Genomic DNA, 21564 nt, shown 5'->3' with positions numbered 1-21564 from the left:
GGTTTCTTTAAGAAATCAGACTCCAGCACTAAAAAATTTTACATTTAGACTTTATTAACGCCCAAAGAAGGCAGAAAAATATCCTAAAAATGAAACCGGTTACAGGAAAATATCTCAAATTGATAGAATTTAGCCGGTCAGAAGAAAAATAAATGATCATGTAGGAGAGATGTTATGGCGAGTGAAGATATCGAGAATAAAGAGTACGACGCCTTAATAGTCGGTTCTGGCGCTGGGGGCGGCATGGCTGCCTATGTTCTGGCCACAGCCGGTTTAAAGGTACTGCTGCTTGAAGCGGGGCGATCCTACGACCCGGTCAAAGAAACCCCTATGTTTAATTTGCCCAAAGACGCACCCCTGCGCGGTGGTAGTACGCCGGAAAAGCCGTTCGGCTTTTACGATGCGACAGTGGATGGTGGCTGGCAGGTACCAGGCGAGCCCTATACCCAGGGATCTCGAGAGAAAGGTCGACGTTTTGACTGGTGGCGAGCGCGTATGCTGGGTGGCCGCACGAACCATTGGGGGCGTATTTCACTGCGCATGGGTGAATACGACTTTAAGCCCTACTCAAGGGATGGGCTCGGCTTTGACTGGCCCATCAGCTACCAAGACCTGGCACCCTACTACGATAAAACCGAGATGCTTATTGGTGTCTACGGTACCAATGAGGGATTGGAAAATACTCCGGACTCTTCCGACGGCGTATTATTGCCGCCCCCTAACCCCCGTGCTTATGAACTGCTAGCGAAAAAAGCTTGTGATAAGCTGGGTATCCCCGTGATCCCCTCACACTTGGCGATTCTCAGTGAGCGTCTCGACCATGAAACTATTCCGCAGAAACTGTTCCCCGATAATAAGCTCGCCCAGGATGTAACCCGCGAATCAATGAAATCCCGCGCAGCCTGTTTTTGGGCCACCCCTTGTGGTCGCGGTTGTTCCATTAAGGCAAATTTCCAGTCCACCACAGTACTACTACCTCCTGCGCTGGCTACAGGCAACCTAGACATCATCACTGACGCGATGGTGCGCGAAGTTACCGTTGATAAGAGAGGCAAAGCCAACGGGGTGGTTTACATTGATAAAAATACCCGCCAGGAAAAGTTTGCCAGTGCCCGCGCCGTTGTCGTCGCGGCCAGTGCCGCCGAGACATCGCGTATTCTTCTCAATTCAAAAAGTACCTTATTTCCTGATGGTCTCGCCAATGGCAGTGGTGTTGTAGGTAAATACCTGATGGATACTGTGGGTGCCGGAGTCGGTGGCCAAATTCCAGCCCTGGAAAATATGCCCGCCCATAACGAAGACGGCGCGTCGGCAATGCATATGTATATGCCGTGGTGGCTATATAAAGAGCAGTTGCGCGGAGACCTGAATTTTGCGCGCGGTTATCACATTGAATTCGGTGGTGGCCGCAGTATGCCTGGAGCCGGTGCCTTCGGTGGCATGGGTGACTTTACCGAAGGTGCCTATGGTAAAGATCTGAAACAGGCCTGCCGACGTTACTACGGTTCCTTTGTCTGGTTCGATGGTCGTGGGGAAATGATCCCTAATGATGATAGTTACTGTGAAATCGACAAGGACCAAGTTGACCAGTGGGGTATCCCGGTTCTGAAATTCCATTGGAAGTGGAGTGACCAGGAGCTCAATCAGGCTGCCCATATGCACAAAACCTTTGCCGAAATTATCGAGGGTATGGGCGGTAATGTGACCACAACGGTACAAACCGATGGTGCCAAAGCAATTATCAACGGTGGTGCGATTATCCATGAAGTTGGCACTGCGCGAATGGGCTCCAACTCAAGAGATTCTGTACTCAATCCTTACTGCCAGTCTTGGGAGGTTCCGAACCTCTTTTTAACCGACGGCGCTCCCTTTGTTTCCAATGCCGATAAAAACCCAACCCTAACTATTATGGCGCTGGCTTGGCGTACCTGTGACTACATCGTGGACCAGTTTAAAAGGAGGAACATTTGATATGAGCAAGGATAAAACAAACCTGAGCCGCCGTAATGCCCTGCGTTTGATTGCTACTACTGCGGCTGCGGTCCCAGTAATCGGTTGTTCTGAGAAAGCAGCACCAAAAGTTGAGTTGAAGCAAGACAAACCGGCAACGAAACCAGCCGTTAAAAATCTGGATGCGCCTAAACAAACTTTAGCCAGGGGTACACCAACAGATCCTGATCTGCTTAACCCCGTCGTACCATGGGAAATGCAATTAGATGCGCGTGAGCTGGCGGTACTTGCAGCGCTTTGCGATGTGATTATACCTGCTGATGAAATTTCACCGAGCGCTTCTTCAGTAGGTGCACACCATTACATCAATGAATATGTCAGCGCACCTTATTCCAACAATAAGGCGGACCTTGTCACTATTCGCGGAGGGGTGGTCTGGCTCGAGGGTGAGTCCAGGCGCAGGTTCCAAGGCCCATTTGTTGAGCTGAATGAATCTCAAAAAATTGCCATCTGCGAGGACATCAAATGGACTCGTAACGCGAAGCCAGAATTCCAAGCCGGTGCACGTTTCTTTGCCAAGGTGCGAGTTCTTGTATCTACCGCCTTCTACACCACCGAGGAAGGCATGGCGGATATTGGCTACGTAGGTAATAGGCCTATGGCCAGCTTTCCTGGCGCACCGCCTGAAGTATTAAAACGACTCGGCTTAGAAAGCTGAGAACTGTGTAAGGCTAACCCCAGGGAAAGGGGTTGCCTATAAAAGTAAGCCAGGGATGGATAGATCTGAAACCGGGCTTATTCCGAAGACTTGGTAAGAGGGTATGCCGAGTTTAGAGGGTGCACGGAAGGCTCAAAAATTATAATAAAAGTGATGCTTAGCTATGAAAGAGAAAACCCAAAAAGAAAACCGCAGGACGGAATTACTTCGTACATCCGCCAGTGCACTGGTGTTATGCAGTGTCGTCGGTATGGCACAGGCGCAAAATACCGAGGAAGCCCAAAAAGAAAGTTTGGCGCTTGAAGAGGTAGAGGTACTGGGTATTCGTCAGAGCATGGAGAAAAACCTCGATGTGAAGCGCTTTTCCAATGCGGTGGTGGACTCAATTACCGCTGAAGATATTGGCAAGTTCCCCGATAAAAACGTAGCTGATGCCTTACAGCGGGTACCGGGAGTCTCTATTGTCCGTAGTGGTGGTGAGGGCGCCAGGGTAAGTATTCGTGGTACAGCCCCAGAACTTACTTTCACTCAACTTAACGGTAACTATATTGCCACTCCGGGCGATGAGCCATCACGCTCGCTAGATTATTCCTTGTTGCCCGCAACAATGATTGCCCGTACAGATGTTTATAAGAGCCCTGAGGCAAAGCTGGATGAAGGCGGAATCGGTGGTACTGTCATTTTGCATACCCGCAAACCTCTGGATCTGGATGCGGGAGAGGGCATGCTATCGGTTGAAACAACCTACGCGGATGTCACTGAGAAGTATGAGCCACAATACACGGGTTTTTACTCATGGAAAAATGATCGGGAAACCTTTGGTGTCTTGGTGGGTTATTCCAAGCAGGATCGTCAAAATCGAGTGATTAGCACCACTACAGAAAATTGGGGTTGGCAAGGTGACGTTAAGCCCCATGAAGGGGTAGAAGAAAGGGGGCCCATGGTAGATATCGACGGTAATGAGTACCGCGATTTCTATGCCCCCAGAGCCGTAGTGGGTAGCGTTTTTGAAGAAGAGCGTACCCGCGAAGGAATTCAGCTCAGTGCTCAATGGCGTCCGGTTGAACAACTTGAGCTAGGTGTCAATTATTTTCGCTTTGAGCAGGGTGGCAATTCAGAGAATTACCGTATTGTATTTCCAGAGTGGAACTATGGTGATGCAGTTGCACCCGGTAGCCTTAAATTTGACGAGGATGGCGATACCTTACTCGGTATTGGCATGCTGGATCGGGGGCAGGCCGAATTGCAGTCTCCTCAAGTCGCTGGTGACTACACGCGAGCTGAATATGTGTCAGATACCTTGGATTTTAATGCTATTTACCAAGGTGATGGCTATAGCGTGCGATTGGTTGTGGGCAGCACCAGTGCGGAGGGCGGACCTTCCGAGAAATTGTTTGCCTCAGTAAACTCTCGCTATGGCACTGTGACTGATTGGAGTTGGGACCTAAGCAGTGGCACTGCAGAGATTGATACCAGTGCCGATCTGGGAGACCCCAATACTTACCCCTTATACGATTGGTTTTCTTCGCACTGGACCAGTAGTGAGGATGATGAAAACTACTACCAGCTAGATGTATCTATCGATATGGATTACGGCTGGCTGACATCCCTTGATGTGGGACTTAAATACCGCGACCACGAAATTAACCGACGCATTACTAAACAAGCTTGGGATGATGATAACCCGCCGTGTCCGACTATTAACTGGCCGAATGAAGACGGTAAAGATGGTCTTTGTTATCCCTGGTGGCCGGACGATTCTTTCCACACCGACCCTAATGGCGTTCCGGATACGATCGATATCCTTTCTAGTGGCCCACTCGACAATATCATTGGCGGTGTAAAAGTGCCCAACTTTGCCTACCTGGAGTTCGAGAAGCTAAAAGAGTTTCTCTATGAGACTTATGGTGATCCTACAGTGATCGTAGAACGGGACCAGGACTATCGCATCGGTGAGGAGGTGACTGCGGCCTATGTACAGCAGAATTTTGCTTCTGCCACTTTGCGCGGTAATTTTGGTGTTCGCGCGGTGCAGACCAAGCAATATGCCCGAACCTACGACAATATTGACGGAGTTTTGCAAGATGAACCCAATGTTCGCGATAGCAGTAACACCGATTTTCTGCCAAGCGCCAATATCGCTTGGGATATTAACGATGATTTAGTAATGCGTGCAGCCCTCGCAAGGGTTGTCGCTCGAGTTAATTATGATGACCTCGGTGGCTCTGAATCAATACACGCCCCATTGCCAGGAGCGACCGTAAGAGATGGATTTGCGGGGAACTCCGAATTGGAACCCTATAAGGCGGATCAGTTTGATTTGGGTCTGGAATGGTACTTCGACGATGCTTCCGCAATGGGAGTAACCCTGTTCAGGAAGGAAATTGCATCATTCGTCATTAACGGCAGTTCCCTGGTAACCAGGGAAATAGATGGTGACATTTGGAATGTAAACATGTCGATGCCTGTTAATGGCACCGATGCCACCGCTCAGGGTGCCGAGCTGTTTGTGCAATATGCCTTTGATAACGGTTTTGGGGTTTTTGCTAACTACACCTATACGGACACAGAGCTGGCCAATCTTGACCTCGAAAGCGGTGAAACAATCAAAACAGAAATTGCGGGTACCTCTAAAGATCAATACAACCTATCGGTGTACTACGAGAATGACCTTTTCAGTGTGAGAGCCTCTTACAACTATCGCAGCGCCTATGCGGATGGCTATAGCAACGGCGTGAATACGTTTACTGATGAGTATGATCAGCTTGATGTAAATGCTTCTTATAGTTTGATGGAAAACCTTACTCTCACTGCCTCCATTATTAATCTCACCGAAGAGAAGGTGGATAGATATTGGGGTGAAGAAAACAGAGTCTTGGGTTCCTCCTACTCAGGTCGCCGCGCCTATATGGGGCTGACTTACAGCTTCTGATCCCGCCATAACTTCGGCGCACAGATACAGCAATGTCTCTGTGCGTTTTCCATTTGAGACAAATCATTGTGATCAGCAAAAGAAAATTCCTGAAATATTCCTTCCTGGGCACTGCTGGCGCCCTGGCAACACCTTCAGTGGCAGCTATGGCAAGGCGTTATACGAAGAAGGGAAAAAAGCCCATAGTCATATCAACCTGGAAACATGGGGGCCCAGCCAATGAGGCAGCTTGGCAGGTTCTCAGCGAAGGTGGCAGGGCTTTGGATGCCGTAGAGGCAGGTGCTCGGGTGCCGGAAGCTGATCCGCAGGTAACCAGTGTTGGCTATGGCGGTTTTCCCGATCGCGATGGTGTAGTGACCCTTGATGCCTGCATTATGGATGACAAACAAAATTGTGGTTCAGTGGCTTTTTTACAGGGTATCAAGCATCCCATCTCGGTTGCGCGAAAGGTGATGGAGGAAACTCCACATGTAATGTTGGTCGGCGAGGGCGCACAGCGTTTTGCAGTTGAGCAGGGGTTTGACATTGAGAACCTGTTAACTCCAAAAGCTGAAGCCGCCTGGCGTGAGTGGAAGCGCGAGTCCCGTTACCAGCCGATAATCAATAGAGAAAACCACGATACTATCGGCATCTTAGCTGTGGACCAGGACGGCAACCTCTCAGGTGCCTGCACCACCAGTGGCGCGGCTTTCAAGATGCACGGGCGGGTAGGGGACTCACCGATTATCGGCGCCGGACTCTATGTCGATAATGAAGTGGGTGCGGCTACTGCCACGGGTATGGGCGAGCTAATGATCAAGACTGTCGGTTGCCATCAAGTAGTGGAGCTGATGCGTCATGGCTACACACCGGAGGAAGCCTGTCGTGAGGCGGTGGAGCGTATTGCGCGCAAGCTGGGGGACTATAAGAAGTTCCAGGTGGGTTTCCTGGCTTTAGATAAAGCCGGTAATTACGGTGCTCACTGTATTCACCCGGGTTTTAATTATGCCGTAAGAGATGCGAGTGGTGCACAATTAGTAGATTCGAAAAGTAAACTCGGCTGATTTTCTTCTTGGAGCAAGCCGCAGTTAATTAACTTGCCCCAATAGGAAGAAAATTCGAATTTGCTCAATGCACTGCTCAGTGCAAAGTTCGTGCTTGCTGCCTGTTTAGACGCAGTTCTGGGGAGAAGCGAATCATATCTAGGAGAGCATCAAAATAATGTTCGCCTAAGTCGCCAAGGTCTACAAAACGAGGAGAAAGAAGCCAGTCTTCCAGAACACCAAAAAGGCCTCCGTGAAGCATTTGTTGGGCCAGTTTCAAATCCAGGTCAGCAGGTAATTGACCGGCTGATAGTGCAATCTCCAACAATTCTCCCATTCGCTCCAACCGCTCTGTGCGGCCTTGCTTAATACGGTGAGTGGACTCGCATACTTCACTGATTGGGTCGCATGGCAGGAAGATAATCTCCAACAAGCGCTGCCATTCATCATTACAGGCAATCTCATCGAATAGCCATATCCAGCGGGTACGCAGGGTGCCTAGAGGGTCTTTCTTCAACTCATCGCCGGCCGCCGCGCAGAGGTCTTCACCGGGCAGGCGCATGCGCTCGGTTAGAGCGTTGAGTAGCCCAACTCTGTCGCGGAAATGGCTATGCAGGGAATCACGAGTGACTCCGGCAAGCTCTGCGACGGCCGCTAGGGAGGCGTGGGTGACGCCAGATTCGTGAAAAACACGAATCGCGGCGTCTAAGATACGCTCTCGGGTGTTAAGTATTTGCTCTTCTCTATATTTAGCCATGGGCAATGCAGCTTCTTCATTATCGTAATCGCCTCATTTGACCGCATATTCACGGCTGTTCGCCGCATGAAAACAAATGAGACTTTAGTGCAAACCCTTGAAAACACTGGGTAAAAGTGCATGTTAGTCGATATTCATGCGCTGATGAATAGTTGATCGGATTTCATCACTACACATAAAATGCGTGGCCACTGGAGTTAGACCTTCCTGTCACCATCTCTTTTTCTCCCGAACTGACCGCAGTATCCAGGCCGTCAGCCCTGATCGAGGTAACCATGCTCAATAAAAAAGCGTTTATCAGTCTTTTGATCACTAGTGCATTGCTTGCCGCTTGTGATGAAAGAACCGCTGCGCCACCGATGCCGGCGCCACAGGTGACTGTGGTTACGCTGGAATCCGAGCCGGTTACGCTTACCAGAGAGCTACCTGGTCGCACTTCACCTTTTAAGGTGGCGGAAGTTCGTCCACAGGTAAATGGCATCATAAAACAGCAATTGTTCCGTGAAGGTGGGCGTGTTGATGCAAATCAGCCACTTTATCAGCTGGATGACGCCATTTACCAAGCGGATGTGGATAGTGCGCGCGCTAAATTACAGGGGGCAAATGCGGCTATGAATATCGCCCGCCTCAAGGCTGAGCGTACCGCAGGCCTTGTTAAGAGTGGCGCTGTAAGCAAGCAGGAGAATGATGTCGCGGAGGCTGACTTGCAGGAAGCCCGCGCCTCTGTTGCAGCTGCCAGGGCGGAGTTACAGAGAGCGGAAATCCAGCTGGACTACGCCCAGATTACCTCGCCGATTACTGGCCGTATTGGTAAATCCAGTGTCACTCAGGGTGCATTAGTAGCGGCCAATCAGGCCGCAACTTTGGCCACTGTGCAACAGCTGGACCCCATCTATGTGGACGTCACCCAGTCTGCCGCAGAGCTGGTCAGCCTGCGTCGGGCTCTCCAGGCGGGTACATTGGCAGATGCCACAAACCTGCCAGTTAAGATTTTGCTGGAAGATGGCAGTGAGTTTGAGCACCAAGGCAAGCTCGAGTTTGCCGAGGCCAGTGTGGACCCTTCTACTGGCAGTGTGTTGCTGCGAGTCGTTGTCCCCAACCCAGACAATATGCTGCTGCCAGGCATGTACGTGCGCGCGATAGTGGGTAGCGGTGTACGGGAAAATGCCATTCTGGTGCCTCAACAAGGTATTGCAAGGGACCCGAAAGGCAATACTTCGGCAATGGTGGTCAATGAAGAGAATATTGTTGCCCAACGTTCCGTGCGGGTCAGTCGCACAGTCGGTAACCGCTGGCTGGTAGAAGAGGGGCTGGAGCCCGGTGACCGTGTCGTAGTGGCTGGATTGCAGAAAATTCGCCCCGGCGCGCCGGTACAGCCCAGTGAACGTGAGGACGAGCAGGCACCTGCAGCAGCTGGCGACAACAACGCTGCTGCTGAGCAAGGTTCCTGAGGGTAGGGGTTATGGCGAGCTTTTTTATCAACCGGCCCATCTTTGCCTGGGTTCTGGCAATTATCACCATGCTGGCAGGGGCATTGTCCATCAGCAAATTGGCGGTGGAGCGCTATCCGAATATCGCACCGCCCTCTATTAATATTGAGGCCAGTTACCCCGGCGCTTCTGCCAAAGTGGTGGAAGATTCGGTGACGCAGATTCTGGAGCGGAATATGAAAGGCCTCGATGGCCTTCTCTATATGTCTGCTGTCAGTCAGTCCAACGGTGGTGTGTCTGTCTCCCTTACGTTTGAGAATGGTACCGACCCGGATACCGCACAGGTGCAAGTCCAAAACAAGGTACAGCTGGCAATGCCGCTGTTGCCCCAAGAGGTGCAGTTACAAGGGGTCAATGTCAGTAAGTCCCGTGGTGGCTTCTTGATGGTTGCAGGTTTTGTCTCCGAAGACGGCAGTATGAACCGCAACGACATTGCCGATTACATCAATTCAGCGATTGTGGACCCGGTTAGCCGGGTGCCAGGTGTCGGAAATGTGCAGGTGTTCGGCTCCAAATATGCAATGCGTATCTGGCTCGATCCCAACAAGCTGACTACTTACGATTTGACACCAAATGATGTAGCCGCGGCGGTGCGGGCCCAAAATGCCCAGGTCACAGTGGGCAGCCTGGGTGGCGCACCGGCTGTGCCAGGGCAGCAACTTAATGCCTCTATTACCTCCCAGGAGCGCCTGCAAACCCCGCAACAGTTCCGGGAAATCGTGGTACGAGCTAATGATGATGGCTCCATACTGCGGCTTGGCGATGTCGCCCGCGTTGAGTTGGGGGCAGAGAATTACGAGTTTATCTCCCGCTACAATCGCCAGCCGGCCACCGGTATCGCCATTAACCTGGCCACCGGTGCCAACGCACTGGAAACCGCCGAAGGCGTGAAAGCGAAGCTTAAAGAGCTGGAGCCTTTCTTCCCTCGGGGGCTTACTTCGGTCGTACCATTTGATACCACGCCCTTTGTCGAGGTCTCCATTAAAGGTGTGATCAGCACATTGATTGAAGCGATTGTGCTGGTCTTCCTGGTGATGTATCTGTTCCTGCAGAACTTCCGCGCAACCCTGATCCCTACAATCGCTGTACCTGTCGTGTTGCTGGGCACTTTTGCCGTACTCGCGGCACTGGGCTTCTCGGTCAATATGCTTACCATGTTCGCTATGGTATTGGCCATTGGCCTGCTAGTGGACGACGCTATTGTTGTGGTGGAAAACGTAGAAAGGGTGATGCGCGAAGAGGGCTTATCGCCGAAGGAAGCCACTAAAAAATCCATGAACCAGATTACCCCGGCATTGATCGGAATTGGTGTCGTGCTGTCGGCAGTGTTTGTGCCAATGGCATTTATGGATGGCGCCACTGGCGTAATCTACCGGCAGTTCTCAGCAACTATTGTTGCTGCCATGGCCTTGTCCGTATTAGTGGCGATTATCCTGACCCCCGCACTTTGTGCCACCTTGCTGAAACCACTTTCAAAAGGGGAAAGCCACGGTGAGAAAGGCTTCTTCGGTTGGTTCAATCGCAACTTTGAGCGCGGCAGTCGGCGCTACCAGGGCGGAGTGCAGGGCATCCTAAAACGTAGCGGCCGCTTTATGCTGTTGTTTGTGGCCCTTTCCGCTGTGATGGCCTTTTTATTCCTGCGTTTGCCCAGCTCCTTCCTGCCGGATGAAGACCAGGGCGTGCTCTTCTCTATGGTGCAGGCACCCGTGGGTGCGACCCAGGAGCGCACCATGGAATCCATCCGCAAAGTGGAAGATCAATTCCTGGATAATGAGCAGGGCACTGTGAAGTCCGTATTTTCGGTGCAGGGCTTTAGCTTTGCCGGCAGCGGCCAGAATACCGGTATCGCCTTTGTGAATATGGAAGACTGGTCTGAGCGGGAAGAAGAGTCGCAAAGTGCTGGCGCAGTAGCCATGCGTGCTATGGGCGCGCTGATGCAAATTAAAGATGCCATGGCTTTTGCCTTTGCACCGCCGCCTCTGCCAGAGTTGGGTTCTTCTGGTGGCTTTAACTTTTACTTAAAAGATAACGGCAACCTGGGGCACGAAGCACTGACTGCTGCCCGCAACCAATTCTTGGGGATGGCCGGGCAGAGTAAGTTACTGTCTAACGTACGTCCCAATGGCCAGGAGGACACGCCGCAATTTCGAGTGAAAATCGACAATGCCAAAGCTGCGGCCCTCGGCTTGTCTATTGCCGATATTAACAACGCGCTGAGTACCGCTTGGGGTGGCTCCTATATCGATGATTTTATCGATCGCGGCCGGGTCAAGCGGGTTTATATGCAGGCGGATGCGCCATATCGCATGGTGCCGGAAGACTTCCAGCTTTGGTCTGTGCGCAATGACAAAGGCGATATGGTACCTCTATCTTCCTTTGCCAGTTTTTCCTGGGAGCATGGTTCTCCCCGCTTGGAACGCTATAACGGTGTGCCCTCCATGCAGATCAATGGTCAGGCAGCAGCGGGGGTCAGTTCTGGCGAGGCCATGGCGGAAGTGGAGAGCTTGGTAGCGCAATTGCCGGCGGGCGTTGGTGTTGAGTGGAGTGGCCTTTCCTATCAGGAGCGCGCCGCCGGTGCACAAACACCACTGCTCTATACCTTGTCATTACTGATTGTATTCTTGTGCCTCGCCGCTCTCTACGAGAGCTGGACTGTGCCTACCGCCGTATTGCTAATGGCGCCCCTGGGGATTCTCGGCGCAGTGCTTGCCAACAGTTTGCGCGGCATGGAGAGGGATATCTATTTCCAGGTAGCTATGCTGACCACTGTCGGCTTGACCAGTAAGAACGCCATTCTGATTGTGGAGTTTGCCAAGCAAAACCTGGAAAACGGAATGGAACTGGTGGAAGCGACCATGCGTGCAGTCCGTGATCGCCTGCGCCCTATCCTGATGACTTCTTTGGCTTTTGGCTTGGGGGTTCTTCCACTGGCGATAGCCACTGGTGCAGGTTCCGGCGCACAACGTGCGATTGGAACCGGGGTACTGGGGGGAATGGTTGTGGGCACACTGCTGGGAATCTTCTTTATACCGCTGTTCTTTGTAGTGGTGCAGAGATTGTTTGGGCGTAAAACTAGAGTGAGCAGTACTGATACTGGGCAGAATCAAGTTCTTGCCAGTAAAAAGACAGAAGCTGCGGAAGCTTTGTAAGTCTCAAGCCAGAGAAAAGCCAGGCCGCATTTCCCGGCCTGGCTTTTTTGTATTTGCTCTTTGTTGGAGCGCAGCCCTAATGTAAGTGAATTTATTAGTCTGAGGGCTAGCAGTAGCTTCGGCTATTTTCTTCGCCTCACTTCGGCCTGATACAGTAGCTGAGAGATATCTCGACATTTCTGCTTTTAGTTTGAAATTCTCAAGCTCACCTTCAACTTTTCAAGTTCTTTGCGATATGATCCGCCGCTATTCTATTCACAATAGATCCGGCCAAGACCCATTGCCACTTCGCTCGCGTGATAGAGAAGTGGAAAATGAAGATTGCCGATACCTTATATGATATCTGTTTCAACCGTAATGCCGTAAAGCCGTGATGTTGATAGACAAAGAAACCGTACAAAAAATCGACATCGAAGCCCTGGATACGCATTGCTGCCTGTTTCAGTTTGATATTAGCGATATGTTGGAACTCACAGATGAGCCGTTGTAAACGCCAGGTCATGATCAGTTGGATCGGCGCCAACGATTTGAAGAATACTTCTAACGGTGCAGTAGATGGGAGGCCCCTCGGGCCTATCGCCTCCACTCTAAAGTCTCATTCATTTGATGCGGTTGAACTGCTGTACAGCTATCCGGAAGCTGAGGTTAATCCCTATTTGCATTGGCTTTCCCAGCAGGTCGAAATACCGACTAAGGCCTATTCTGAGTCGCTAGTCTCACCGGTGGATTTTTCGGCGATCTATGAGGCGGCTGATAAACACCTGGCCAGGCTTGTGGCCGAGGGCTGCGAGCTCTCTATATTGCTGAGCCCCGGCACTCCGGCTATGCAATCTATCTGGATACTGCTGGGTAAAACGCGCTACCCCAGTCGTTTCTATCGAGCCTCCATCGAGGAGGGGGTAGAAGAGGTAACCCTGCCTTTTGAATTGTCGGCGGAGTATATTCCCGCAGCCAAAGATCTGAGCAGCTCAAAAATTAGCCAGCTGTCTGAGGTGAGCACGCCGGTGGATGCTGCTTTCGACAGTATCATTACCCGCAATCCGGATATGCAGAAGCTGAAGGCGCAGGCCCAGGTTTTGGCCCAGCGCAATGTCCCGGTATTGATCTACGGCGAAACTGGAACCGGCAAGGAGCTGTTTGCCCGCGCCATCCACAATGCCAGTGATAGGGCTAGCCGGCCCTTTATTCCCTTAAACTGCGGTGCGATTCCCCCGGAACTGGTGGACTCGGTTTTGTTTGGCCACACCAAGGGCGCCTTTACCGGTGCAGCCTCCGATAAGCCTGGGGTGTTCGAACAGGCCCATGGTGGCACCTTGTTTTTAGATGAGTTCGGTGAGCTGCAGCCCAGCGTACAGGTACGGCTATTGCGAGTACTCCAGGAGGCTACTTTTGTTCCTGTTGGTGGCACTAGGGAAAAGCGGGTGGATGTGCGCCTGATCAGCGCCACCCATCGCAACCTGATGGAGGCCGTTGCCAATGCCTCTTTCCGGGAAGACTTGTTCTACCGCATTGCCGTTGGCGTACTGCACTTGCCACCACTACGCGAGCGAGAAGGGGATCTTTCACTGCTAGCCGGCATAATCTTGGAAGCCCTGAGTGAGCAAGATGTGGGTTTACAGGGTAAAAAACTATCTCCCGGTGCGATGAACCTTATCCTCAAGCACCCCTGGCGGGGCAACGTGCGTGAGTTGCAGTCCAGCTTGCTGCGTGCAGCGCTGTGGTGTCAGGGAGACACGATTAGTACGCAGGATGTACGTCAGGCACTGTTTCAGATGCCTGAGAAAAACTCGGGGCTGCTGGATAAAGATGTATCGAAAGGCATTGATTTACAGGGCTTATGTGATGATGTAATGCGGCATTATATTCCCCTCGCATTCGACGCAGCCCAAGGCAAGAAAACCAAGGCAGCGGAGTTGTTGGGTTTCAACAGCTACCAAACCCTCGAGAATAAAGTGAAGAAATTGAGCATTAGCTAGCTGCTGCAAGCTTGGAATTGGAGCATGGATGTAGACGTATCAACTACTGGGAAGCTTGGCTAGAGATTGGGTTAAAGGAAGTAGAGCGAAGGTAAATACGTTTACTTTGAGGTAAAAAACATTATCTTTGGGTATTGGTGACCGATCAATGTTTATGGGGTTGCCCCATCATTTTCCAGGTCTCCATAGGGGGACTGTAGGATGCGGTCTAAGCGACTGGTCGATGGCGTACAGTATTTAACCTGGGGTGGTGCTCACAGAGCGGATTTTATTTCAACTTATTGATATTAAAGAGCTTATTTCGAGATTTTACGTTTGCTATAGGGAGTGTTCGCTGGTCGAAAGTAGTGGTGTAAAGAAGGAAACGGCGCAACTATTGAGGCTGAAGAGCCCTCAGGGATTGATCACCTGAGTGGAAAATTCGGTGTAAATCAATGGTCGCTAAGTTGTTGGCACGACACCTGCACTAGCAGGGATATGGAAATAATAGAATTTATGCAGTCACAGAATTTTGAGCACTTAAGACCTTACTGGCCAGATCTTGCTAGTTTAGGGGGCCACGCTGAGCAATACGTTTATAGCGACCCGCAAAGCGCACTGATTAAGCTTCGTTGTTTTGCCGAGAAGCTGGTAGGTATTGTCTACCGGGAATGGCGCCTGCCCAGTTTGCCCAATGAGAAGTTTATTGATCGTCTGGAAAACCACGCCTTTGCCTCGGTAGTCGACCAGGCAATCATCGATAAATTGCATGCGATTCGCAAAGAAGGCAATAAGGCAGCGCACGAGGGTAAGTTTGGCAAAGGTAGTGGCCCCTGGTTACTCAAGGAAACGCATATTCTCAGTTGCTGGTTACTGCTGTCTCTTAAAAAGGGGAGCAAAGGTGACTTAACGCCTTTCAAAGAGCCTGCCAAAACTGTTTCGGCTGAAGCCTTAAGCAAGGCCGCCGTGAAAGAGCTGAAGGCCAGTAAACAACGTGAAGCTGAACATAAAGCTCGTCTTGAGCAGGCCATGGCCGAACTTGAAGCCGCGCAACAAGCTGAGATTGAAGCGCAGCGAGAAACGGCCAAGCTAAAAGCACAACTCGATGAAGCGGCAATCAATGCGCACAAACAAGCCAGTGATAATGCTAAAAACCAGCTGGAGCTTAACGAAGCGCAAACACGCCGTCGCCTGATTGATACGGAATTGCACAGCCGTGGGTGGGATATTGACCTTGTTAAAGGCAAGAATACCGAAGAAGTCAGCTTTGAGGAAAAAGTCGACGGCCAGCCTACCGCTACGGGTATCGGCTACTGTGACTATGTGCTCTGGGATGACAACGGTAAACCGCTCGCAGTCATCGAAGTCAAGCGCACGCGCGAGAATGCCGAAAGGGGCCGTCAGCAAGCCAAGCTTTATGCTGATGCACTAGAAAAGCGGTACGGCCAGCGTCCAGTTATCTTTTATACCAACGGTCACGACATCTTTATCTGGGATGATGCGCAAAAGCTCGCCCCCCGCAAACTCTATGGCTTCTACTCCAAGAGCAGTTTGCAATACCTTGTGGGTCAGCGCAGCACCCGGCAAGACCTCAATGCCACACCGGTGGCAACCGATATCGCTGGTCGGATGTACCAGCTCGAATCCATATCAAGAGTGTGTGAGCGATTCAGCCAAGGTCACCGCAAAGCTCTGATAGTGCAGGCCACAGGAACCGGTAAAACCCGCGTCGCTATCGCACTCACCAAGCGTATGATTGATGCCCGCTGGGCCAAGCGTGTACTGTTTCTCTGCGACCGCAAAGAACTGCGCAAACAGGCGGGTAAGGCTTACAACGAGTTTACCAACGAGCCGCTCTATATTGTCGGCAAGAGCAAAAAAGAGTACTGCAAAAAATCGCAGATCTATGTGGCGACTTACCCCGGCATGATGAAAATCATGGAGCAGTTTGATCCGGGCTACTTCGACCTGATTATCGCCGACGAATCGCACCGCTCCATCTACAACGTCTTCGGCGATCTCTTCAAATACTTTGATGCTTTTCAACTGGGCCTCACCGCCACGCCGGTTGAAATGATCAGCCGCTCCACCAGTCAGTTGTTCGGTTGTGATTACAAAATGCCAACCGCCAACTATCCGCTGGAACAGGCAATTGAAGACAAGAACCTCGTCCCTTTTAAAGTCGTCACTCATACCACCCAATTTTTGCGCGAGGGAATTCAGGGTGACAAGCTCAGTGATGAGCAAATCGCCGAGCTGGAAGATCAGGGTTTTGATCCGAATGAGCTGGATTTTAAAGCGGCTGCAATCGATAAAGCCGTTTTTAACAAAGATACCAACCGCGCCATCTTGCGCAACCTGATGGAGAACGGTCAGCGCCTGGCCGACGGCCAAACGCTGGGCAAGTCCATGGTGTTCGCCCGCAACATTCAACATGCAGAGTTACTCAGCACACTCTTTGCCGAGATGTATCCTGCCTATGTTAAGAAAAGCGGGGGCGGCAACTTCTGTCGAGTGATCCACTCCAAGTACGAGAGGGCTGAAGAGCTGATCGATGATTTCAAAGCTACCGATGGTAAAGACTCCGAAATTACCGTGGCCATCTCTGTAGATATGCTCGATACCGGTATCGATGTGCCCGAGGTGCTCAACCTCGTTTTCGCCAAGCCGGTAAAATCTAAAGTGAAATTCTGGCAGATGGTTGGGCGCGGCACTCGCCTGTGCCCGAATCTCTTTGGCCCCGCCACCGATGGTAGCGATGACAAGAAGAAATTCCTGATCTTTGACCACTGGGGCAATTTCGAATACTTCGAAATGGAACCGGAAGAGGAAGAGCCCCGCCAAAGTAAATCGCTCAGCCAAAAACTCTTCGAAGCACGCCTGGCTTATGCGGAAGAGGCCCTCAAGCGCGGCGAGATGGAAAGCTTTGGCAAAATGGTCCTCTTGATCAAGCAGGATATTGATGCGCTGGATGACAACACTATAGCGATCAAAGATAACTGGAAGCTCAAGCAGCAGCTGGGCCAGATCGAAGTATTGCAGCAGTTTGCCCCAGCCACTATAGCGCTGCTTTATGACCAAATGGCCCCGTTGATGCAATGGCGTAATATCCAGGGCGAGAGCGAGGCCTTAAAATGGGATCTCGATATCGCCACGGCCCAGTATGCCCAGCTCTGCCAACCCAAATTATTGGAGCCCGTCAGAGAGCAGGTGCTCAGCAAAGTCCGCAGTTTATCCATGCACTTGAACCAGGTGCGCAACAGGGCCTTGGATGTCAATGCGCTGCAACAAGATGAATACTGGGCGACAGCGAGCTTCGAGAAGCTGGAACATAGCCGCCAGCAGCTCCGCCCGGTTATCCATCTACGGGACAAGGGCGCAGTGCCCCCAGTGGCTCCGATCCCTATCTACGATATCAAAGAGGACAGCGCGGAATATCGGGTGGAGGAACGCAAAACCAATATTCGCACCATCGACTACGAAATCTTTCGGCAGGAAGTGGAAAAAACACTGACGCCGCTTTTCGACAAAGACCCAGTGCTGCAAAAAATCCGTGCCGGAGAACCGGTCACAGCCGCAGAGCTGGATACCCTCAATGCATTGGTGCACACACAAAACCCCAGCGTCGACCTTGCGCTATTGTCTGAGTTTTACCCGGAGTCCAGTACCGGCGTCGATCAGCTGTTGCGCACTATTATCGGCCTGGACGTGGGGGCGATTGAGCGGCAATTTACCGCGTTTGTGCAGGCACATCACATCAATCTCAGTGCCCTCCAGCAGCGCTTTTTGGGGCTGCTTAAAAGCGAGATCTGCCGCAAGGGGCAGATGACCGTTGCAGACCTTTACGAGCAACCGTTCAAAGGCCTGCACCAGGACGGAATCGACGGGCTGTTCCAGGAACACCAAGCGGAACTGATCGCCAAATTTGTGGCAGGCTTCACGGTCGAAACAAAAACACAGAAATCACAGCTCAACGTGCCAAGCCAAGCTTCAGAGAAAGCTTCAGAGCAAGCGCAGCCCGTTGACTAATTTAGAGTTGTACTAAAAAAGCGGAAGGAAAGATCACCCTGCACTCGGGACCGTATGAGGCATGGATGCCGATGATGAGCGTACAGGGATGTATTCACAGCGCGTCTCGAGGGCAGGGTGATCTTTCCTTCCGGCCCAGTAGTAAGAGAAGTAACATGATTACAGGCGCACTAAAAAGCAATATCGATAAACTCTGGGAAGAGTTTTGGACCGGCGGGATTACCAATCCCCTCACCGTGATCGAACAGATCACCTTCCTGATGTACGCACGCCTGCTGGATATGAACGAGACCACCGACGAGAAAAGGTCCCGGCGTACAGGCAAGTCTTTTAAGCGCCGCTTTAACGGAAAGCAACAACACCTGCGCTGGCAAAAGCTGATGCATATCGAGTCCGCCGACAAATTGTTGAAGACCGTGCGCGATGAGCTGTTCCCTTACTTCAAGGAGAGCAGTGCCGTGAGCAACGAAGGCACGCTGTTTGCCGAGTTTATGAAAGACGCCCAGCTCATGATCCAGAAGCCCTCACTGCTGGTTCGAGCGCGGGATATGGTCAATGACCTGCCGCTGGAGAAAGGGGACACCAAGGGCGATCTCTACGAGTACCTGCTCAGCAAGCTGACCACCGCCGGTATTAACGGCCAGTTCCGTACCCCGCGGCATATTATTCGCGCCATTATCGAATTGATGGACCCGGACGCAACCGACCGCATCTGCGACCCGGCCTGCGGCACGGCGGGTTTTTTAAGCACCACCTACGAATTTATACTGCAAAAGTACAGCTCGCCGGAGGGCACCATTACTGAGTGGGTCACCAATGAAAAAGGTGGGCAAGAAGCGCAGACCCTCTATACCGGCGATCTTTTGGGCAAGAAAAACCGCCGGCATGTGGACCGCGATATGTTCCACGGCTTCGACTTCGATGCCACCATGTTGCGCATCGCCGCCATGAACCTGGTGATGCACGGCGTGGCCGAGCCGGATATCCACTACCAGGACACCCTGAGCCAGGGCTTTATCGAGCGCTTTCCTAAAGAGGCCAAAGGGGGCTTCGACCTAGTACTGGCAAACCCGCCGTTTAAGGGCAGCCTGGATGAAGAGGATGTCGATCCGGAAATCCTGCGCACGGTGAAAACCAAAAAGACCGAGCTGCTGTTTGTCGCCCTGATCCTGCGCATGCTTAAAGTCGGCGGCCGCGCCGCCGTGATCGTACCCGACGGCGTACTGTTCGGCTCCTCCAAGGCCCACCAGCAGTTGCGCAAAACCCTGATCGAAGACAACCAGCTGGAGGGCATTATCAGCCTGCCCAGCGGGGTGTTTAAGCCCTATGCCGGTGTCAGCACGGCGGTCATGATCTTCACCAAAGGGGGAGAGACCGACAAAGTCTGGTTCTACGATCTGCAAGCCGACGGCTTTTCACTGGACGATAAGCGCACCCCGCTCACCGGCAAAGGCAGCAATGATTTGCCGGACTTGATTAGCCAGTGGCACAAGTACAGCGCCAAGGCCATGGCCGGCAAGTCCGTCAAGAAATGGACCGATAAAACCGCCAAGGCATTTCTGGTGGATAAGGCCGAGATTGCCAGCAATAAGTACGACCTCTCTATTAATCGCTACAAGGAAGTGGTGTATGAAGAAGAGACATACGATCCGCCCAAGAAAATTTTAAAGCGCTTAAAAGCGTTGGAAGTGGAGATTCAGAAGGAGCTGAAAGAGCTGGAGGCGATGTTGTGAGTTGGCTGACAGCAAAGCTAGCTGATGTTGCACCTGCAAGAGCTTTAAAAAGACCTATTGCAGATTTTTCGGAAAAGGCTTGGCACTTGAACTTGGATCAAATCGAGGCGCAGACAGGTAGGGTATTAAGTGAAGTGATTGCGCCAGTCTGTGATGCTGGTACATCGACATATTGGTTTGATGATACACATGTACTGTACTCAAAGCTTCGCCCGTATTTAAATAAAGTAGTGCTGCCGCAACGAAAAGGTATTGCAACTACAGAGTTGGTGCCTTTATGTCCTGATCCTGATCGTTTAGATCGAAGCTACTTAGCTTACTATCTTCGCTCAAACCATTTTGTGAGCTGGGTAAGTGCGCAAGTGGCGGGGGCAAAAATGCCTCGTGTATCAATGAAGGTGTTTTGGGATCATGAAATCCCCCTCCCACCCCTAAAAGAACAAAAACGCATCGCCGCCATTCTGGATAAGGCCGACAACCTGCGCCGCAAACGCCAGCAAGCCATCCAGCTCGCCGACGAATTCCTCCGCTCCGTTTTTCTGGATATGTTTGGTGATCCGGTGACGAATCCGAAGGGGTGGGCGAAAGGAACGCTTGGAAAATATTGTGCCTTTCAGGGAGGTTTTGCATTCAAGAGTAAAGACTTCTCTGATGGCGGTATTCCGCTTGTGAAGATAACCAATGTGCATTTTGAAAACCTAAAATGGGATGATGTTAGCTATCTCCCCAAGTCCTTTATTAGGTCTAAGCCTGATTTTGTACTTGTGGAAGATGATTTACTGATGGCGATGACTCGACCGATAATTAAATCCTTGAGTGCAGTAAAGGTTGTTGAAGTAAAAAAGAAGGATCTTCCGTGCATTCTTAATCAAAGGGTTGGGCGATTTAAGGGATATCAAAATTATTTTACAAAAGAGTTTCTTAAATACTTTCTGTATTCGGACTATTTTAAAAGTGAGATTGAAAAATTGTGTTCTGTGGCCCTTCAACCGAATGTAAGTGCGAAGCAAGTTGAGTCTATAGCGTGTTACATTCCGGAAAAGCAAGAGCAAGAGAGGTTTTCTGATATTGTTAAAAGAGTGGAAAAGATAACATCTTTATGTGGGCTTGCTAGTCAGGAGCAGTTATTTGAATCATTAAAAGAAAAAGCCTTTTCAGGAAATCTATAGTACACCCAATACATGAGAGTAACAAAGCTGTCCCTGACCAACTTTTGCTCCTTTAGCAAAATCCAGAGTGATCCAGTCCGCATCGAAGTGCTGGGAGGTCAGTATGCCGGTGGCTTTAAAAACTTGGTTAATGATTGGGATTGATATATAGAGCAGCTATGCCCGCCTCTAGAGTAAAAGTAGGCAATATGCCTTCAGAACCTAGAGGCGCTTGTAGCTGTCTAACACGCTGCTAGTTAATTAACTCAGATAGTAAATTAAGTGATTTTTTGGCCCTTGGTAGGAAGTGCTCTATCAATTTTTGATACGTGCCTTCCTTGTAAGCCATACCCAAGAGTCCCGCATTCCCAACCGCAGCGCGATCCCTTCATAGGGGCGCTGCCATAGCCGCTGCCTGAATACACAGCTTCCGCGCTGGAAACCATATCCCAAATGGAACCTTGCACTTTATTGCTCGCCCCAACTTCACGCATTGAGTTGCACATTTTAAATCCTCCGCCAATGATTCCCTATCCGCCGGGCAGCCCCACGATAAATCAGCCACTCAAATCCCACAAAGGTGGTCTCCAGTGAGCTTCTGGATAACGGATATAAAAAAATTTATCTCTAGATAAATTAAGTTATTTTATTTTGCCGTCCATCTTTTTGAATTTCCTTCTA

At 51.0% G+C, this 21564-nt stretch carries 11 protein-coding genes; 10 read left to right on the top strand and 1 reads right to left on the bottom strand.

The genetic code is table 11. The features are described 5' to 3' along the window. Positions 1–174: 174 nt before the first annotated feature. The 4 genes from ACJJID_RS07600 to ACJJID_RS07585 all read left to right on the top strand — a co-directional run bounded on the left by ACJJID_RS07600 (position 175) and on the right by ACJJID_RS07585 (position 6643). A complete protein-coding gene (locus tag ACJJID_RS07600) occupies positions 175–1971 on the top strand; it encodes a GMC oxidoreductase (protein ID WP_444922182.1) in 1797 nt (598 codons plus the stop codon). Position 1972: 1 nt separating this feature from the next. Further along, positions 1973–2668, top strand: coding sequence for a gluconate 2-dehydrogenase subunit 3 family protein (locus tag ACJJID_RS07595; RefSeq protein ID WP_444922181.1), 696 nt, complete (start codon positions 1973–1975; stop codon positions 2666–2668). A gap of 163 nt (positions 2669–2831) precedes the next feature. Next, entirely contained in the window at positions 2832–5600 is a 2769-nt protein-coding gene (locus ACJJID_RS07590; protein ID WP_444922180.1) for a TonB-dependent receptor, read from the top strand. Positions 5601–5668: 68 nt separating this feature from the next. Then, the gene (locus ACJJID_RS07585; protein WP_444922179.1) at positions 5669–6643 is read left to right on the top strand and encodes an isoaspartyl peptidase/L-asparaginase family protein; all 975 of its coding nucleotides are present in this window, start codon (positions 5669–5671) and stop codon (positions 6641–6643) included. A gap of 76 nt (positions 6644–6719) precedes the next feature. Here ACJJID_RS07585 and ACJJID_RS07580 read toward each other — a convergent pair whose 3' ends face one another. Next, positions 6720–7379: a TetR family transcriptional regulator gene (locus ACJJID_RS07580; RefSeq protein WP_444922178.1), complete on the bottom strand. Its 660-nt coding sequence runs from the start codon at positions 7377–7379 to the stop codon at positions 6720–6722. Between the two features lie 275 nt (positions 7380–7654). On the opposite strand from ACJJID_RS07580, the gene ACJJID_RS07575 reads away from it, so the two are divergent. From ACJJID_RS07575 to ACJJID_RS07550, 6 genes are all read left to right on the top strand, one after another. Beyond that, on the top strand, positions 7655–8830 hold the full coding sequence (locus ACJJID_RS07575) for an efflux RND transporter periplasmic adaptor subunit (RefSeq protein WP_444922177.1): 1176 nt from the start codon (positions 7655–7657) through the stop codon (positions 8828–8830). Positions 8831–8841: 11 nt separating this feature from the next. After that, entirely contained in the window at positions 8842–12018 is a 3177-nt protein-coding gene (locus tag ACJJID_RS07570) for an efflux RND transporter permease subunit (RefSeq protein ID WP_444922176.1), read from the top strand. A gap of 476 nt (positions 12019–12494) precedes the next feature. Continuing rightward, on the top strand, positions 12495–13994 hold the full coding sequence (locus ACJJID_RS07565; protein ID WP_444922175.1) for a sigma 54-interacting transcriptional regulator: 1500 nt from the start codon (positions 12495–12497) through the stop codon (positions 13992–13994). A gap of 477 nt (positions 13995–14471) precedes the next feature. Then, a complete protein-coding gene (locus tag ACJJID_RS07560) occupies positions 14472–18002 on the top strand; it encodes a DEAD/DEAH box helicase family protein (RefSeq protein ID WP_444922174.1) in 3531 nt (1176 codons plus the stop codon). A 155-nt stretch (positions 18003–18157) separates the two neighbouring features. After that, positions 18158–19735, top strand: a complete 1578-nt coding sequence (locus tag ACJJID_RS07555) for a type I restriction-modification system subunit M (protein ID WP_444922173.1) — start codon at positions 18158–18160, stop codon at positions 19733–19735. Beyond that, positions 19732–20904, top strand: coding sequence for a restriction endonuclease subunit S (locus tag ACJJID_RS07550; RefSeq protein WP_444922172.1), 1173 nt, complete (start codon positions 19732–19734; stop codon positions 20902–20904). The genes ACJJID_RS07555 and ACJJID_RS07550 overlap by 4 nt, the downstream gene beginning before the upstream one ends. Positions 20905–21564: the final 660 nt, after the last annotated feature.

The sequence above is a fragment of the Microbulbifer sp. CnH-101-G genome, assembly GCF_052466775.1.
Note: the sequence above shows the minus strand (reverse complement) of the source record. Positions and strands in the feature narration are given on the sequence as shown.

Coding starts and splice junctions, on each gene's coding strand:
- ACJJID_RS07595 (WP_444922181.1), top strand. CDS start 1,973: ATGAGCAAGGATAAAACAAACCTGAGCCGCCGTAATGCCCTGCGTTTG.
- ACJJID_RS07565 (WP_444922175.1), top strand. CDS start 12,495: ATGAGCCGTTGTAAACGCCAGGTCATGATCAGTTGGATCGGCGCCAAC.
- ACJJID_RS07570 (WP_444922176.1), top strand. CDS start 8,842: ATGGCGAGCTTTTTTATCAACCGGCCCATCTTTGCCTGGGTTCTGGCA.
- ACJJID_RS07590 (WP_444922180.1), top strand. CDS start 2,832: ATGAAAGAGAAAACCCAAAAAGAAAACCGCAGGACGGAATTACTTCGT.
- ACJJID_RS07580 (WP_444922178.1), bottom strand. CDS start 7,379: ATGGCTAAATATAGAGAAGAGCAAATACTTAACACCCGAGAGCGTATC.
- ACJJID_RS07600 (WP_444922182.1), top strand. CDS start 175: ATGGCGAGTGAAGATATCGAGAATAAAGAGTACGACGCCTTAATAGTC.
- ACJJID_RS07555 (WP_444922173.1), top strand. CDS start 18,158: ATGATTACAGGCGCACTAAAAAGCAATATCGATAAACTCTGGGAAGAG.
- ACJJID_RS07560 (WP_444922174.1), top strand. CDS start 14,472: ATGGAAATAATAGAATTTATGCAGTCACAGAATTTTGAGCACTTAAGA.
- ACJJID_RS07575 (WP_444922177.1), top strand. CDS start 7,655: ATGCTCAATAAAAAAGCGTTTATCAGTCTTTTGATCACTAGTGCATTG.